Here is a 14,497-nt window from a genome sequence, read left to right on the forward strand (position 1 = left end):
CGAACTGTGCGTTCCGTCCTACGAAAAACGGCTCTGACCTGTCATGATGGTGACGTCTTCACCCCTGGATCACCCCGGACGGGAGGCGCACGGTGGGGGACCCGAGCGACGCACCCGACGTCTTCGACCCGCGGCTCTACGCCGCCGGCATCCCGCACGACCGCTTCCGCGCCCTGCGCGACCGCGCCCCCGTCGCCCGGCAGGACGAGCCCGAGATCCTCGGCTGGCCCGCCGGGCCCGGGTTCTGGGCCGTCACCCGGCACGCCGACGTCGCCCGGGTGCTCAAGGACTCGGAGGCGTACTCCTCGCACCTCGGCGCCACCCAGATCCGCGATCCCGACCCCGCCGATCTGCCGTTCATCCGGCGCATGATGCTCAACCAGGATCCTCCGGAACACGGAAGGTTGAGGAGGCTCGTCAGCCGGGCCTTCACGCCCGGGCGGATCGAGCGCTTCGCGGCCACCGCGCGCGACCGGGCGCGCGAGCTGCTCGGGGCCGCGTTCGCGGACGGTGGTGAGGTGGACCTCGTCCGGACCGTCACCGACGACTACGCGCTGCTCAACCTCACCGACCTGCTCGGGATCCCGGCGAGCGACCGGGGGCTGCTGCACGCCTGGACCGAGCGGGTCATCGCCTATCAGGACCCCGACGAGCCGCCGGTCCTCGACGCCGAGGGGAGGCCGGTCAACCCCCGCTCGCCGGCGATGCTCGCCGAGATGTTCGGCTACGCGCAGGAGCTCGCCGCGTACAAGCGCGCGCATCCGGCCGACGATGTCATGAGTGTGCTCGCGGCCTCCGAACTGGCCGACGCCGAACTGGAGATGTTCTTCTTCCTGCTGACCGTCGCAGGGAACGACACCGTCCGCAGCGCGGCCCCCGGAGGGATCCTCGCCCTCGCCGAACACCCGTCGGAGCAGCGGCGGTTGTGGAGCGGGGAGGTCTCGCTCGACACGGCTGTGGACGAACTCCTGCGCTTCCACCCGCCCGTGCTCTCCTTCCGGCGCACGGCCGCCCGCGACACCGAGCTCGCCGGGCAGAAGATCCTCGCGGGCGACAAGGTCGTCGTCTTCCACGCCTCCGCCAACCACGACGAGCGCGTCTTCGCCGACCCGCACCGCCTGGACCTCGGCCGGACCCCCAACCCGCACGTGTCCTTCGGCGACGGGCCGCACGTCTGCCTCGGTGCGCACTTCGCCCGGCTCCAACTCCGGGTGTTCTACGAGGAGGTGCGCGCGGTCTGCGGCGGCGTGGAGCTCGCGGGACCGCCCCGGCGCCTCGTCTCGAACTTCATCAACGGGATCAAGTCGCTGCCGGTGCGGCCGCTGGAGCCGTCCGCGCCGCGCTCGTGACGTCGGCCACCAGTTCCACGACGTCGGGGCCGTAAGCCTGCGAGTTGACGACCTTCAGGAGGAGGACGAAGGAGCCGTCGCGGTGGCGGCGCGCGAGTGACTCGTAGTGGCGGGCGAGGTAGCGGGTCGCCGCCTGGTTGGTGATCGCGCGCTGCCCGCAGAAGAGGAAGACCGGCCGGCAGTCCTCGCCCGCCATGAGCCGGGCGAGGATCACGTACTCCTCGACGCCGGAGTCCATCCGGTAGCGCTCCGAGCCGATCAGGAACGAGCCCTGGTCCGGGCCCCGTTCCACGTCCGTGTTGACCGTGAGCCCGGGCAGCAGGGTCGACAGGTGGGCGGCCATGCGCCGGTTCGAGTAGGGCCCGCCCACGCAGAACTCCGTCCGGTCGCCGAAGCCCTGGTGCGCCTGGTCGTGCTGGAGTATCCGGGCGTGCGCCCCGCAGTCCTTGATGAGCGCGCAGAGTTCGAGCAGCGCGAACACGTCGTAGCGGTGCACCGCGCTGTCGCCGCCCGACTCCCTGTTCACCACCAGCAGGCACTCGGAGCTCCCCGGGAGGCCGAAGAACGCCTGCTTGCGACGGAGTTTGCGCCGCCATTGGTACGTGCGGCCCACCCAGCCGAAGGAGGCGCTGACCCCGGTCGCCAGGACCCCGAGCACGATGTTGCGGACGTCGTCGTTCATGTGCGCGCATGCTAGCGGCGATCCGGCCTTCCGTTCGAGGCGGTCCTGACGGGAGACGGCGCGGGAAGTTACGCTGCGCGGACGGTCGTTGACTGGAGGTAGGAATGCGTCGCTCCGCCGCTGCCAGGGTCTCCCTTCTCGCCGTCGCGGCGACGGTGCTCTCGATGGGAGCCGCCGCGCCACCGAGCACGGCCACACCACCGGTGAAGGAACCCGTCGCCGTCGGGTACGGCGGCGCCGTCGCCAGTGTCGACGCCGACGCCTCGGCCGCCGGCGTCGAGGTGCTCCGCAAGGGCGGCAACGCGGTCGACGCCGCCGTCGCCGTCGCGGCCGCCCTCGGCGTCACCGAGCCGTACTCGGCGGGCATCGGGGGCGGCGGCTACTTCGTCTACTACGACGCGAAGAGCCGTACCGTACGCACCATCGACGGACGCGAGACCGCGCCGCGCAGCGCCGACGCGAACCTCTTCGTCGAGAACGGCAGGCCCATCCCCTTCGAGGAGGGCCAGACCAGCGGCCGCGGCGTCGGCACCCCCGGCACCCCCGCCACCTGGAAGACCGCCCTCGACGCCTGGGGCAGCAAACGGCTCGCCGCCCTGCTCGAACCCGCCGAACGGCTCGCCCGCGAGGGCTTCACCGTCGACCCCACCTTCCGCGCCCAGACCGCCGCCAACGAGGCCCGGTTCCGCGACTTCCCGGCCACCTCCGCACTCTTCCTGCCCGGCGGGCAACTGCCCGTGGTCGGCGCCACCTTCAAGAACCCCGACCTGGCCCGTACGTACGAGACGCTCGGCCGCGAAGGCGTCGGCGCCCTCTACCGCGGCCCGCTCGCCCGGGACATCGTCGACACCGTCCGCACGCCGCCGCTCCGCGAGGGCGCCACCCGGACCGTCCGCCCCGGCGACCTCACGGAGGACGACCTCGCCGCGTACCGCACCGAGTCCCGCAGGCCCACGAAGGTCTCGTACCGGGGACTCGACGTCTACGGCATGGCCCCGTCCTCCTCCGGCGGTACGAGCGTCGGCGAGGCGCTCAACATCCTGGAGGGGACCGACCTCTCGGCGGCCACCCAGGCCCAGTACCTGCACCGCTACATCGAGGCCAGCCGCATCGCCTTCGCCGACCGGGGGCGCTGGGTCGGCGACCCGGCCTTCGAGTCCGTGCCGACGCGCGGCCTGCTCTCCCAGCGCTTCGCCGACTCCCGGGCCTGCCTGATCCGCGACGACGCCGCCCTCACCAGCCCGCTCACCCCCGGCGACCCGAGCAGCCCGGTGCCGTGCGCGAACGGCGGCACCGCCGCCCCGACCACGTACGAGGGCGAGAACACCACCCACCTCACCGTGGCCGACAAGTGGGGCAACATCGTCGCCTACACCCTCACCATCGAGTCCACCGGAGGCAGCGGCATCACCGTGCCCGGCCGGGGCTTCCTGCTCAACAACGAGCTGACCGACTTCTCCTTCGCCCCGGCGAACCCGGCGGTCCACGACCCGAACCTGCCGGGACCCGGCAAGCGGCCGCGCTCCTCGATCTCGCCGACGATCGTCCTCGACGCGCACGGCCGGCCCGTCCTCGCGCTCGGCTCGCCGGGCGGCGCGACCATCATCACCACGGTCCTCCAGACCCTCACCGGAGTCCTCGACCGGGGTCTGCCGCTCGTCGACGCGATCGCCGCGCCCCGCGCCAGCCAGCGCAACCAGGCCACCACCGAACTCGAACCCGCCCTGTGGAACAGCCCGTTGAGGACGGAACTGGAGGCCATCGGGCACGGCTTCCGGCAGAACCCTGAGATCGGCGCGGCGACCGGTGTGCAACGCCTCCCGGACGGCCGCTGGCTGGCCGCCGCGGAGACGGTGCGCAGGGGCGGCGGCTCGGCGATGGTGGTGCGCCCCGACGCGGGCTAGCAGCGGACTACGGGGCCGTCAGGACGCGCGGGCCGTCGTCCGTGATCGCCACCGTGTGCTCGGCGTGCGACGCGCGCGAGCCGTCGAGCGTACGGATCGTCCAGCCGTCCCGTGCCGTGTAGTGCTCGTCCGTGCCGCCGCCGATCAGCATCGGCTCGATCGCGAGCACCATCCCGTGACGCAGCTTCATGCCCCGGCCCGGGCGTCCCTCGTTGGGGACGCCCGGGTCCTCGTGCATGGCGCGGCCGATGCCGTGGCCGCCGAAGCCGTCCGGGATGCCGTACCCCGCGGCCCGGCAGACCCGGCCGATCGCATGGGCGATGTCGCCGATGCGGTTGCCGACGACGGCCGCCGCGATGCCCGCCTCCAGGGCTTCCTCCGCCGTGCCGATCAGCCGGGTGTCCTCCGGCCGGGCGGGGCCGACCGTGAAGCTGACCGCAGCGTCGCCCGCCCAGCCGCCCAGCGTCGCCCCGCAGTCCACGGAGACCAGGTCGCCCGGGGCGAGGCGCGTCCCGTCCGGGATGCCGTGCACGATGGCGTCGTTCACGGAGACGCACACGACCGCGGGGAACGGCACCGGGGCCCACTCCGGGTGGTAGTCGAGGAAGGGCGAGCCGGCGCCCGCCTCCGAGAGCACCTCGCGCGCGGCCCGGTCGAGCTCGGCGAGCGCGACGCCGGGCGCCGCCTTCTCCCGCACCGCCGCCAGGGCACGGGCCACCACCCGGCCGGACTCACGCATGGCCGCCAGGGATTCGTTCGTCTTGATCGTCACCATGGCCAATTACTATACCGGTATAAGTATGGGGTGGTGGTATTAGCATGGGGGCATGGTGCGCACACCCCTGACCCCCGAAGAGCGCGAGCGCGGCGAGCGCCTCGGCCTGCTCCTGCGCGAGGCGCGCGGCGAGCGGTCCATGGTCGAGATCGCCGCGGCCGCCGGCCTCTCCGCCGAGACCCTCCGCAAGATCGAGACCGGCCGGGCCCCGACCCCGGCCTTCTTCACCGTCGCGGCCCTGGCCGGGGTCCTCGGCCTCTCCATGGACGAGCTCGTGGTGCACTGCACCCTCGTCGGCGCCCCGTAGGCGCCACCCGGGGCGACCGGGACGGCTGGACGGTCAGGACGACACCGCCAGCTGCACCCGGCTGTGGCGCGGGCGCTCGATCTCGTCGAGGAGGGCGAGCGCCAGATCGGCGTGGGCGATGCGGCCCGTGCCGTCGATCGCCGTGCCCACGGAGGTCCGGTAGCCGCCGGTCCGCTCCGCCTCCGCGTTCAGATCCATCCCCGGCACCACCATCAGCCAGTCGAGCCCGGGCCCGGCCTCCGCCGTGAGCAGCTCGAACTCGGCCACGTGCCCCTGGGAGAACGCCCGCCACGCCTCGGGGAAGTCGGGCGCGTCCATGATCCGCACCCCGGGGGCGGTCTCCAGGGTCGTGGCGATGCCCAGCGTGAGCAGCCGCCCGACTCCGGCCTCCGCGAGCCCGGCGACCATCGCCTTCGCCGCGGCCGTGAAGAAGTCGACCGAGGGGACGTCGAGCCGGACCGCCGCGTTCACCGCCGCGTCGTGGCCCGCCGCGAGTGCCGCCACCGAGGCCGCGTCCGTCGCGTCACCCCGTACGAGCGTGACGCCCGCACCCTCCAGGTCGCGGTACGCGTCAGGGTCGCGGACCGCCGCCGTCACCCGGTGGCCCCGGGCCACCGCCTCCGCCACGGCCGCCCGGCCGATCCGCCCGCCGGCGCCGAAGACGATGATGTTCTTGCTGCTGTCGATGTCCATGCCCGGACCGTAGGACGGGCACCCCTGGTTACTTCAACGGTACTGGGCTAGCGTCGGCGGCATGACCGAGCAGCCGTCCCCGCAGCCGCTGAGCCCCTCCCTCTTCCACGACCCCGACTGCGGCGGCAGCCCCACCCGGCCCATCCGCGTCGGCGGCAAGTGGACGGCGATGGTGCTGCGCTGTCTGGAGGACGGGACGCCCCGCCGCTTCTCCGAGCTCCGCGTCCCGCTGCACTGGATCACCCCCAAGGTCCTGACCGAGACCCTCCGCGCCATGGAGCGCGACGGCTTCCTCGCCCGTACCGCGCACGACGAGAACCCGCCCCGCGTCGAGTACGCCCTCACCGACCTCGGCCGCTCCCTCCTCGCCCCGCTCGACACGGCCTGCGCCTGGGCGCGCGTCCACGCCCCCGAGATCACCGAGGCCCGCAGCGCGTACGAGCGGGCCGCGTCCTAAGCTCCGGGCATGATGCCCGAAGAGCTGCGGCACGGCCGCTACGTCAGCCTGACCACCTTCCGGAAGAACGGCACGGGGGTCGCGACGCCCGTCTGGTACGCGGTGGAGGACTCCCAGCTGTATGTGTGGACCCGCTCCGACTCCTGGAAGGTCAAGCGCCTGCGCAACGACCCCCGGGTCGAGGTCGCCGTCTGCGACGTGCGCGGCAACATCGCCGAGGGCGCCGGGCGGTTCACCGGCACGGGCCGGCTCGTGGAGGGGGAGGAGCTGGGCCGGATCCGGCGGCTGCTCGCGCGCAAGTACACCTGGCAGTTCTGGCTGACCGACGTGCCGGCCATGATCGTCCGGCTCGGCAAGCGCCCGCACACCGGGATCGTCGTGACGTTCTGAAAACGGTCCGTAGTCGTCCCGTAACACGACTGCGGTCCAATACCCGCGGACCGGAAGGTTCCAGTCGACGGCGGGTAGGTGCGAAGCGCATGACGGTGTATCGACTCCCGGTGGAAGTCGCCTTGTTCAGGGGCTGGTTGACGGAGCTCGTCGGCCGCGGCCGGCCGGACGGCGGCTGGTACGGAGTCTTCGCCGCACGCGACCCGGAGGGCCTGCGCGCGTGCCTCGACGGGGCCGAGATCCCGCCCTGGGACGTCGTCGCCTCCCTCCTCCAGGACGCCGGGGAGCCCGGCGACGGGCCGTTCGCCGCCCGCGGCCGGACCCTGTACGCGGCGGCCGCGGGCGCCCACGACGGCCGGCCCGGGGGAGCGGAGGCGCTCGCCGAACGCCGGGACCTCATGGAGGGCGAACGCCGGCGCGCCGAGACCCGGAGCCGCGAGCTCACCGAACGCCTCCGCACGACCCCGGACCCGGCGGAGGCGGCCCGCCTGGAGCACGACCTCGCCTGGACCCGCGACGACCACGCCAGGGCGGCGGCCCGCGTCAGGGAGTTGACGGGCAGGCTGGCCCGGCTGGAGGCGCCGGACGCCTGGGGCGTGCCGGACGCGTCGGGTGCGTGGGACGCGTGGGGCGCGCCGGATCGTGGTGCGGGTGTGGGTGCGGACGTGAGCGCGGGTGCGGCGCGGGGGCCGGTGGCCGGGGCCCCGGGCGGTGTCGCCGGGCCGGTGCCGGCCGCGCCGCCGGCCCGCACCGTGGTCCAGGTGCCCGCCGGCCCCGTGACCGCCCCGCCGGAGGGCGCCCCGAAGCCCCCCAAGGTCAAGCGGCGCCCCCGGGGTGCCCGGTACGCCTGGCTGGAGGAGGGCGCCGACGGGGCGGAGGAGGTCCCGGTGCCGCTGCCCGCCCTCCCGGCCGGGGGAGCGGCACCCCGGGGCGCCCGGTTCGGCGCCGCCGCCCAGCCCGTCGCCACGGCCCCGGCGGCTCCCCGGGCGGACCCCGCCGAGGCCGTCCGCGCCGCGGCCAACGCGGTCTACGCCCTGCGGCGCCTCCGCGCCCAGGGCCGCAGCGGCGAGGCGCACGCCCTGCTCTGCGAGGCGCTCGGCGGACCGCCCGCACGGCTGCCCGCCCTCGCGGCGGAGCTGCACCGGGCCGGGCTCGGCGCCGACTGGTCCACCCTGCTCTGGGAGGCGGCCTCGCTGCCGCCCGGCCGGCTCGCCGCCGTCGCGGGCGCGCTCGCCGACGCGGGCCGGGCCGCCGACTGCGAGCAGCTGCTCCGGCAGGGCGTGGCCCGCCCGGTCGAGGAGCTCGCGGGGGCGTGCGCCGCGCTGCGCGCCGAGGACCACCACCGGGAGGCGCACGCCCTGCTCGCCGCGTTCGTCCGGGTCCGCACCCCCGAGGACGCCGCCCGGCTCGCGGGCGCGGACCCGCACGGGCTCGTGCCCCAACTCCGTGCCGCGGCCCGGGCGGTGTCCGCGTCCCGGGAGCGTGACCTGCTCCATGCCCTGAGGGTGGCGGGCCTGGCCGGAGCGTGACGTACGGCGGGGCTTTTCGTACCGACACGTACGGGTCGGTACGTGTCGGTACGTGTCCGACGTGGACCACTCGGGTATGAAACATGATCGACCCGGCCGCTTCGCTGCGGCGGTCTTGCTCCGGGGTGTGACGGGGCTTACGTTCTCCTCCTACGCACCGCGTCTACGTGCGTAGAGGCTCTCTGACGCCGTGCCGAAGGAGCAGCTCATGACCGACGTCGTACGCGCCGCGCTCGTCCAGGCCACCTGGACCGGCGACACCGATTCCATGATCGCCAAACACGAGGAGCACGCCCGAGAGGCCGCCCGGCAGGGCGCCAGGGTGATCGGCTTCCAGGAGGTGTTCAACGCCCCCTACTTCTGCCAGGTCCAGGAGCCCGAGCACTACCGCTGGGCCGAGCCGGTCCCGGACGGCCCGACCGTCCGCCGGATGCAGGACCTCGCCCGCGAGACCGGCATGGTGATCGTCGTCCCCGTCTTCGAGGTCGAGAGCGAGGGCTTCTACTACAACACCGCCGCCGTGATCGACGCCGACGGCAGCTACCTCGGCAAGTACCGCAAGCACCACATCCCGCAGGTCAAGGGCTTCTGGGAGAAGTACTACTTCCGCCCCGGCAACGCCGGCTGGCCGGTCTTCGACACCGCCGTCGGACGGATCGGCGTCTACATCTGCTACGACCGCCACTTCCCGGAGGGCTGGCGCCAACTCGGCCTCAACGGAGCGCAGTTGGTCTACAACCCCTCGGCCACCCATCGCGGCCTCTCCTCGTACCTCTGGCAGCTGGAGCAGCCCGCCGCCGCCGTCGCCAACGAGTACTTCGTCGCCGCCATCAACCGGGTCGGCATCGAGGAGTACGGCGACAACGACTTCTACGGCACCAGCTACTTCGTCGACCCGCGCGGTCAGTTCGTCGGCGAGGTCGCCTCCGACAAGGCGGAGGAACTCGTCGTCCGCGACCTCGACTTCGGCCTCATCGAGCAGGTCCGGCAGCAGTGGGCCTTCTACCGGGACCGCCGCCCCGACGCGTACGACGGGCTGGTGCGGCCGTGAGCAGCCTGTACGACCGGCACAAGGCCGTCATCCCCGACTGGGTCGCCCTCTACTACCGCGACCCCCTGGAGATCACCCACGGTGAGGGCCGGCACGTCTGGGACGCCGAGGGGCGCAAGTACCTCGACTTCTTCGGCGGCATCCTCACCACCATGACCGCCCACGCCCTGCCCGAGGTCACCAAGGCCGTCAGCGACCAGGCCGGGCGGATCATCCACTCCTCGACGCTCTACCTCAACCGCCCCATGGTGGAGCTCGCCGAGCGCGTCGCCGGCCTCTCCGGCATCCCCGACGCCCGGGTCTTCTTCACCACCTCCGGCACCGAGGCCAACGACACGGCCCTCCTCCTCGCCACCGCGTACCGCCGCTCCCAGCAGATCCTGGCGATGCGCAACAGCTACCACGGCCGCTCCTTCTCCACCGTCGGCATCACCGGCAACCGGGCCTGGTCGCCCACCGGTCTCTCCCCGCTCCAGACGCTGTACGTGCACGGCGGCGTCCGCACCCGCGGCCCCTACGCCCAGTACACCGACGAGCGGTTCATCGAGGCCTGCGTCGCCGACCTCGAAGACCTCCTCGGCCACACCCGGGACGTCGCCGCCCTCATCGCCGAACCGATCCAGGGCGTCGGCGGCTTCACCTCCCCGCCCGACGGCCTCTACGCCGCCTTCCGCCGCGTCCTCGACCGGCACGGCATCCTCTGGATCTCCGACGAGGTGCAGACCGGCTGGGGCCGCACCGGCGACCACTTCTGGGGCTGGCAGGCCCACGGCCAGGCCGGACCGCCCGACATCCTCACCTTCGCCAAGGGCATCGGCAACGGCATGTCCGTCGGCGGGGTCGTCGCCCGCGCCGAGATCATGAACTGCCTCGACGCCAACTCCATCTCCACCTTCGGCGGCTCCCCGGTCACCATGGCCGCCGGCCTCGCCAACCTCTCCTACCTCCTGGAGCACGACCTCCAGGGCAACGCCCGTCGCGTCGGCGGCCTCCTCATCGAGCGCGTCCGGGCCGCGGCGGCCGGAGTCGCGGCGGTACGGGAGGTCCGCGGCCGCGGCCTCATGATCGGCATCGAGCTGACCGAACCCGGCACCGACCGGGCGAACCCGGACGCGGCCGGTGCCGTCCTGGAGGCGGCCCGCGAGAACGGCCTGCTCATCGGCAAGGGCGGCGGACACAACACCAGCACCCTGCGCATCGCACCGCCGCTCTCGCTCACCGTCTCCGAGGCCGAGGAAGGCGCCGCGATCCTCGAAGGGGCCCTCCGGTCGATCTAGTTCGGTAGCTCTGGCCCGGTACCGGCGTGGCCGGCGGTCGTCGTGAAGGGAATTCTGGGAGATGACTCGGACTCTGATTACCGGCGGTCTCGTGATCACGGCCGCCGACGAGGTGCACGCGGACGTGCTGATCGAGCACGGCCGGGTGGTGGCGCTCGCGGCGCCGGGAAGCCAGCAGTGGGCGGCCGACCGGGTGATCGACGCGTCGCAGAAGTACGTGATCCCGGGCGGTGTCGACGCGCACACGCACATGGAGCTGCCCTTCGGCGGGACGTTCGCGTCGGACACGTTCGAGACGGGGACGCGGGCGGCCGCCTGGGGCGGGACGACGACGATCGTCGACTTCGCGGTGCAGTCGAGGGGCGAGTCGCTCCGGGCCGGCCTGGACGCCTGGCACGAGAAGGCGGACGGGAAGTGCGCGATCGACTACGCCTTCCACATGATCATGTCGGACGTGAACGAGTCCACGCTCAAGGAGATGCCGAAGCTCGTCCAGCACGGCGTCTCGTCGTTCAAACTGTTCATGGCGTATCCGGGGGTCTTCTACTCGGACGACGGGCAGATCCTGCGGGCGATGCAGAAGGCCGGTGACACGGGCGGGCTGATCATGATGCACGCGGAGAACGGCATCGCGATCGACGTCCTCGTCGAGCAGGCCCTCGCCCGTGGCGAGACCGACCCCCGCTACCACGGCGAGGTCCGCAAGGCCCTCCTGGAGGCCGAGGCCACCCACCGGGCCATCCAGCTCGCCCGGGTCGCGGGCTCCCCGCTGTACGTCGTGCACGTCTCGGCGGAGGAGGCGGTCGCCGAGCTGGCGGCGGCCCGGGACAAGGGCCTTCCGGTCTTCGGCGAGACCTGCCCCCAGTACCTCTTCCTGTCCACGGACAACCTGGCGGAGCCGGACTTCGAGGGCGCCAAGTACGTGTGCAGCACGCCCTTGAGGCCGAAGGAGCACCAGGCGGCGCTGTGGCGGGGCCTGCGGACGAACGACCTCCAGGTGGTCTCCACCGACCACTGCCCGTTCTGCTTCGTGGGCCAGAAGGAACTGGGCCGGGGCGACTTCTCGAAGATCCCCAACGGTCTGCCCGGGGTGGAGAACCGCATGGACCTGCTCCACCAGGCGGTGGTGGACGGGCACATCTCGCGCCGCCGCTGGATCGAGATCGCCTGCGCGACCCCGGCCCGGATGTTCGGCCTCTACCCGCAGAAGGGGACGATCGCGCCGGGCGCGGACGCGGACATCGTCATCTACGACCCGCACGCCACCCAGACCCTGTCCGCCGAGACGCACCACATGAACGTCGACTACTCGGCGTACGAGGGGAAGACGGTCACCGGCCAGGTCGAGACGGTCCTCTCCCGCGGCGAGGCCGTCATCGACCAGCACAAGTACGTGGGCCACGCCGGCCACGGCACGTACGTGCCGCGTTCCACCTGCCAGTACCTGAACTAGGAGAACCGCGTTGGACTTCGGACTCGTCCTGCAGACCGACCCGCCCGCCTCACAGGTCGTCGGCCTGATGCGCCGGGCGGAGCGCAACGGCTTCCGCTACGGCTGGACCTTCGACTCCGCCGTGCTCTGGCAGGAACCCTTCGTCATCTACAGCCAGATCCTCGCCAACACCACGAAGCTCCACGTCGGCCCGATGGTGACGAACCCGGGGACGCGCACGTGGGAGGTGACGGCCTCCACCTTCGCGACCCTCAACGACATGTACGGCAACCGGACCGTCTGCGGCATCGGCCGCGGCGACTCCGCCATGCGCGTCGCCGGCCGCAAGCCGAACACCCTGGCCCGCCTCGGCGAGGCCATCGAGGTCATCCGCGACCTGGCGGAGGGCCGCGAGGCGACCGTCGACGGAAACCCGATCCAGATCCCGTGGGTCAAGAACGGCAGGCTGCCGGTGTGGATGGCGGCCTACGGCCCCAAGGCCCTCGCCCTCGCCGGCCAGAAGGCCGACGGCTTCATCCTCCAGCTCGCCGACCCGTTCCTCACCGAGTGGATGGTCAAGGCGGTCCGGCAGGCCGCCGCCGACGCCGGCCGCGACCCCGACGCCCTCACCATCTGCGTCGCCGCCCCCGCGTACGTGGGCGACGACCTGGCCCACGCCCGCGACCAGTGCCGCTGGTTCGGCGGCATGGTCGGCAACCACGTCGCCGACCTGGTCGCCAAGTACGGCGAGCACTCGGACATGGTCCCCGAGGAGCTCACCGCGTACATCAAGGACCGGCACGGCTACGACTACTCCCACCACGGCCGCGCCGGGAACCCCGACACCGCGTTCGTCCCCGACGAGATCGTCGACCGCTTCTGCCTCCTCGGCCCCGCCGAGGCCCACATCGAGAAGCTCCGCCACCTCAAGGACCTCGGTGTCGACCAGTTCGCCGTCTACAACATGCACGACAACCGCGAAGGCACCATCGACGCGTACGGCTCCGAGATCATCCCCGCGCTCAACGCCTCGGCCGCGGGCTGAGGAGCGGGGTCACCCGAGGGTCTCGACGAGGGCGCGCAGGGCCCGGGTGACGGGGGGCCACGCGGCGGAGTCCGGGTCGATGACGTCGAAGTGGCTGCCGTGGGGGATCTCGGTGAGCGTGGTGCCGGTGGTACGGGTGTAGGCGCGGGACATGTCGACGGGCAGGGCCTCGTCATCGGTGCCGTGGACGACGACGGTGCGGCCCGCCGGGGTGCCGAGCACGGCGGGGTCGGCGGCGGCGTACCGCTCGGGGACCTCGGCCGAGCTCCCGCCGAGGAAGTCGGCGACGGCACCCCGGCCGCTGCCGAGCCGGTCCGCGTGGGCGAGGTCGGCGGTGGGGGCGAGAGCGAGGACGCCGCGGACCGGGGCAGGTGCCTCGGTACGGCCCGGGGCGTCCGCGGGCAGACGGTGGCGGGCGGCCGCCCACAGGGCGAGGTGCCCGCCGGCGGAGTGCCCGGCGTAGACGACGCGGTCGGTGTCGATGCGCCCCGGCGCGGCCCGGGCGGCCAGTTCGGGCAGCCCGTCGACGGCCCGCGCGGTGTCCTCCAGGGTCGTCGGCCACCCGCCGCCCGCACCGACGCGACGGTACTCGACATTGGCCACGGCACAGCCGCCGTCCCGGGCGAGCGCGTCCGCGAACGCCCCGGTGTGCTGCCGGTCGTGGGCGGCGCGCCAGAAGCCGCCGTGGAAGAACAGGACCAGCGGCAGGCGGTCCGGTCCCGGCCGGTCCGGAAGGTGCAGATCGGCGACCTGGTCGGGGTGGGAGCCGTAGACCAGCGGAAGGGGCCGCTGCGGGCTCCCTTCGGGGGTGTCGTCCGCGACGGGCGTGTCGATCATGGACCTCAGACTGTCAGCCGGGAAGCGTCCGCGACAAGGGGCGTCAGGCCGTCGGAACGCGTCGGCGGGCCGGTGCGGAGCCCCGACCGCGAGCGGTCAAAGGGTGCTTCCGGTCATGAGCGCGACAGTCCGGGGCCGCCGTGCGCGGACGGATCCGGCGAGCGCCAGCCAGGCCGTGGCGAACAGCCAGCCGCCGAGCACGTCGGAGAACCAGTGCACCCCGAGATAGACGCGGGTCAGGCCCACGGCCGCCGCCCAGCCTCCGATCAGTGCGAGCGGCAGGCGGGGGACGGGGGAGCCCCGCAGCAGCAGGGCGGCGATCAGGAGGCCGGCGGTCAGGGCGGCCGTGGTGGCGTGGCCGGAGGGGAAGGACCAGTTCGAGGCGTATGTCGCCCAGTCCCCGGCCGGTGGGCGTGGCCGGGCGACCAGGGCCATCAGGGCGTACCGCAGCGCCTGGCCGGCGCCGAGGCACAGGGCGAACCCGGCGGCCGTGGTGACGCGCCGCCGTGGCGTCCCGCCCACGGCCAGGCCCGCCAGGACGACCACGACGTACGGGAACACCCCGGTGCCGGTGGCGGTGACGGCGCGCGCCAGGGCCAGGGCGAGGGCGGGGCGGTGCCGCAGGGACCAGTCGTGCAGGGCCGTGTCGGCGGGCAGCGGTCCGTCCGACGCGAGGAGCAGTACGGCGGTGAGGAGGGCGAAGGCCGCCGTGGCCGCCAGGGCCGTCCGGCCGGGCCGGCGGGCGGCCCCCCGGCCGCGGTCGGTCACC

15 protein-coding genes are annotated in these 14,497 nt (G+C 73.3%); 10 read left to right on the forward strand and 5 right to left on the reverse strand.

Annotation, left to right across the window (positions count from 1 at the left end; genetic code table 11):
* The first annotated feature begins 92 nt into the window (after positions 1 to 92).
* Complete coding sequence (locus ACFYUS_RS05155) at positions 93 to 1,349, forward strand: cytochrome P450 (protein ID WP_388846060.1); 1,257 nt, start codon at positions 93 to 95, stop codon at positions 1,347 to 1,349.
* Here ACFYUS_RS05155 and ACFYUS_RS05160 read toward each other — a convergent pair.
* Positions 1,300 to 2,031, reverse strand: a complete 732-nt coding sequence (locus tag ACFYUS_RS05160; protein ID WP_388846063.1) for a hypothetical protein — start codon at positions 2,029 to 2,031, stop codon at positions 1,300 to 1,302. The two genes, ACFYUS_RS05155 and ACFYUS_RS05160, sit on opposite strands and share 50 nt — an antisense overlap.
* Positions 2,032 to 2,135: 104 nt before the next feature.
* On the opposite strand from ACFYUS_RS05160, the gene ggt reads away from it, so the two are divergent.
* A complete protein-coding gene (gene ggt / locus ACFYUS_RS05165) occupies positions 2,136 to 3,935 on the forward strand; it encodes a gamma-glutamyltransferase (protein ID WP_388846065.1) in 1,800 nt (599 codons plus the stop codon).
* Positions 3,936 to 3,942: 7 nt separating this feature from the next.
* On the opposite strand, the gene map is transcribed toward ggt, so the two are convergent.
* Positions 3,943 to 4,710, reverse strand: coding sequence for a type I methionyl aminopeptidase (gene map, locus ACFYUS_RS05170; RefSeq protein ID WP_388846068.1), 768 nt, complete (start codon positions 4,708 to 4,710; stop codon positions 3,943 to 3,945).
* Between the two features lie 52 nt (positions 4,711 to 4,762).
* On the opposite strand from map, the gene ACFYUS_RS05175 reads away from it, so the two are divergent.
* A complete protein-coding gene (locus ACFYUS_RS05175; protein WP_388846070.1) occupies positions 4,763 to 5,017 on the forward strand; it encodes a helix-turn-helix domain-containing protein in 255 nt (84 codons plus the stop codon).
* 33 nt (positions 5,018 to 5,050) lie between these two features.
* On the opposite strand, the gene ACFYUS_RS05180 is transcribed toward ACFYUS_RS05175, so the two are convergent.
* A complete protein-coding gene (locus ACFYUS_RS05180) occupies positions 5,051 to 5,710 on the reverse strand; it encodes an NAD(P)-dependent oxidoreductase (RefSeq protein WP_388846072.1) in 660 nt (219 codons plus the stop codon).
* Positions 5,711 to 5,771: 61 nt separating this feature from the next.
* On the opposite strand from ACFYUS_RS05180, the gene ACFYUS_RS05185 reads away from it, so the two are divergent.
* The 7 genes from ACFYUS_RS05185 (at position 5,772) to ACFYUS_RS05215 (ending at position 12,891) form a co-directional block, all read left to right on the forward strand.
* Positions 5,772 to 6,167, forward strand: coding sequence for a winged helix-turn-helix transcriptional regulator (locus ACFYUS_RS05185; RefSeq protein WP_388846074.1), 396 nt, complete (start codon positions 5,772 to 5,774; stop codon positions 6,165 to 6,167).
* Positions 6,168 to 6,176: 9 nt separating this feature from the next.
* Positions 6,177 to 6,557: a PPOX class F420-dependent oxidoreductase gene (locus ACFYUS_RS05190; RefSeq protein ID WP_388846076.1), complete on the forward strand. Its 381-nt coding sequence runs from the start codon at positions 6,177 to 6,179 to the stop codon at positions 6,555 to 6,557.
* Between the two features lie 110 nt (positions 6,558 to 6,667).
* The gene (locus tag ACFYUS_RS05195) at positions 6,668 to 8,086 is read left to right on the forward strand and encodes a UL36 very large tegument protein (RefSeq protein WP_388846078.1); all 1,419 of its coding nucleotides are present in this window, start codon (positions 6,668 to 6,670) and stop codon (positions 8,084 to 8,086) included.
* 208 nt (positions 8,087 to 8,294) lie between these two features.
* Positions 8,295 to 9,137: a nitrilase-related carbon-nitrogen hydrolase gene (locus ACFYUS_RS05200; RefSeq protein WP_388846080.1), complete on the forward strand. Its 843-nt coding sequence runs from the start codon at positions 8,295 to 8,297 to the stop codon at positions 9,135 to 9,137.
* Positions 9,134 to 10,414: an aspartate aminotransferase family protein gene (locus ACFYUS_RS05205; RefSeq protein WP_388846082.1), complete on the forward strand. Its 1,281-nt coding sequence runs from the start codon at positions 9,134 to 9,136 to the stop codon at positions 10,412 to 10,414. The genes ACFYUS_RS05200 and ACFYUS_RS05205 overlap by 4 nt, the downstream gene beginning before the upstream one ends.
* 61 nt (positions 10,415 to 10,475) lie before the next feature.
* Positions 10,476 to 11,867: a dihydropyrimidinase gene (gene hydA, locus ACFYUS_RS05210; protein ID WP_388846084.1), complete on the forward strand. Its 1,392-nt coding sequence runs from the start codon at positions 10,476 to 10,478 to the stop codon at positions 11,865 to 11,867.
* Positions 11,868 to 11,877: 10 nt separating this feature from the next.
* Complete coding sequence (locus ACFYUS_RS05215) at positions 11,878 to 12,891, forward strand: TIGR03842 family LLM class F420-dependent oxidoreductase (protein WP_388846086.1); 1,014 nt, start codon at positions 11,878 to 11,880, stop codon at positions 12,889 to 12,891.
* A 9-nt stretch (positions 12,892 to 12,900) separates the two neighbouring features.
* Here ACFYUS_RS05215 and ACFYUS_RS05220 read toward each other — a convergent pair whose 3' ends face one another.
* Together ACFYUS_RS05220 and ACFYUS_RS05225 are read right to left on the reverse strand one after the other, a co-directional pair.
* Positions 12,901 to 13,728: an alpha/beta hydrolase gene (locus tag ACFYUS_RS05220; RefSeq protein ID WP_388846088.1), complete on the reverse strand. Its 828-nt coding sequence runs from the start codon at positions 13,726 to 13,728 to the stop codon at positions 12,901 to 12,903.
* 96 nt (positions 13,729 to 13,824) lie between these two features.
* Positions 13,825 to 14,496: a phosphatase PAP2 family protein gene (locus tag ACFYUS_RS05225; RefSeq protein WP_388846090.1), complete on the reverse strand. Its 672-nt coding sequence runs from the start codon at positions 14,494 to 14,496 to the stop codon at positions 13,825 to 13,827.
* Position 14,497 lies beyond the last annotated feature (1 nt).

The organism is Streptomyces sp. NPDC004284 (genome assembly GCF_042874035.1).
Lineage (GTDB): Bacteria > Actinomycetota > Actinomycetes > Streptomycetales > Streptomycetaceae > Streptomyces.

Excerpts from the sequence above, each read along its gene's own strand:
- ggt (WP_388846065.1), top strand. The coding sequence starts at position 2,136 with ATGCGTCGCTCCGCCGCTGCCAGGGTCTCCCTTCTCGCCGTCGCGGCG.
- ACFYUS_RS05185 (WP_388846074.1), top strand. The coding sequence starts at position 5,772 with ATGACCGAGCAGCCGTCCCCGCAGCCGCTGAGCCCCTCCCTCTTCCAC.
- hydA (WP_388846084.1), top strand. The coding sequence starts at position 10,476 with ATGACTCGGACTCTGATTACCGGCGGTCTCGTGATCACGGCCGCCGAC.
- ACFYUS_RS05200 (WP_388846080.1), top strand. The coding sequence starts at position 8,295 with ATGACCGACGTCGTACGCGCCGCGCTCGTCCAGGCCACCTGGACCGGC.
- ACFYUS_RS05180 (WP_388846072.1), bottom strand. The coding sequence starts at position 5,710 with ATGGACATCGACAGCAGCAAGAACATCATCGTCTTCGGCGCCGGCGGG.
- ACFYUS_RS05175 (WP_388846070.1), top strand. The coding sequence starts at position 4,763 with ATGGTGCGCACACCCCTGACCCCCGAAGAGCGCGAGCGCGGCGAGCGC.
- map (WP_388846068.1), bottom strand. The coding sequence starts at position 4,710 with ATGGTGACGATCAAGACGAACGAATCCCTGGCGGCCATGCGTGAGTCC.
- ACFYUS_RS05190 (WP_388846076.1), top strand. The coding sequence starts at position 6,177 with ATGATGCCCGAAGAGCTGCGGCACGGCCGCTACGTCAGCCTGACCACC.
- ACFYUS_RS05220 (WP_388846088.1), bottom strand. The coding sequence starts at position 13,728 with ATGATCGACACGCCCGTCGCGGACGACACCCCCGAAGGGAGCCCGCAG.
- ACFYUS_RS05160 (WP_388846063.1), bottom strand. The coding sequence starts at position 2,031 with ATGAACGACGACGTCCGCAACATCGTGCTCGGGGTCCTGGCGACCGGG.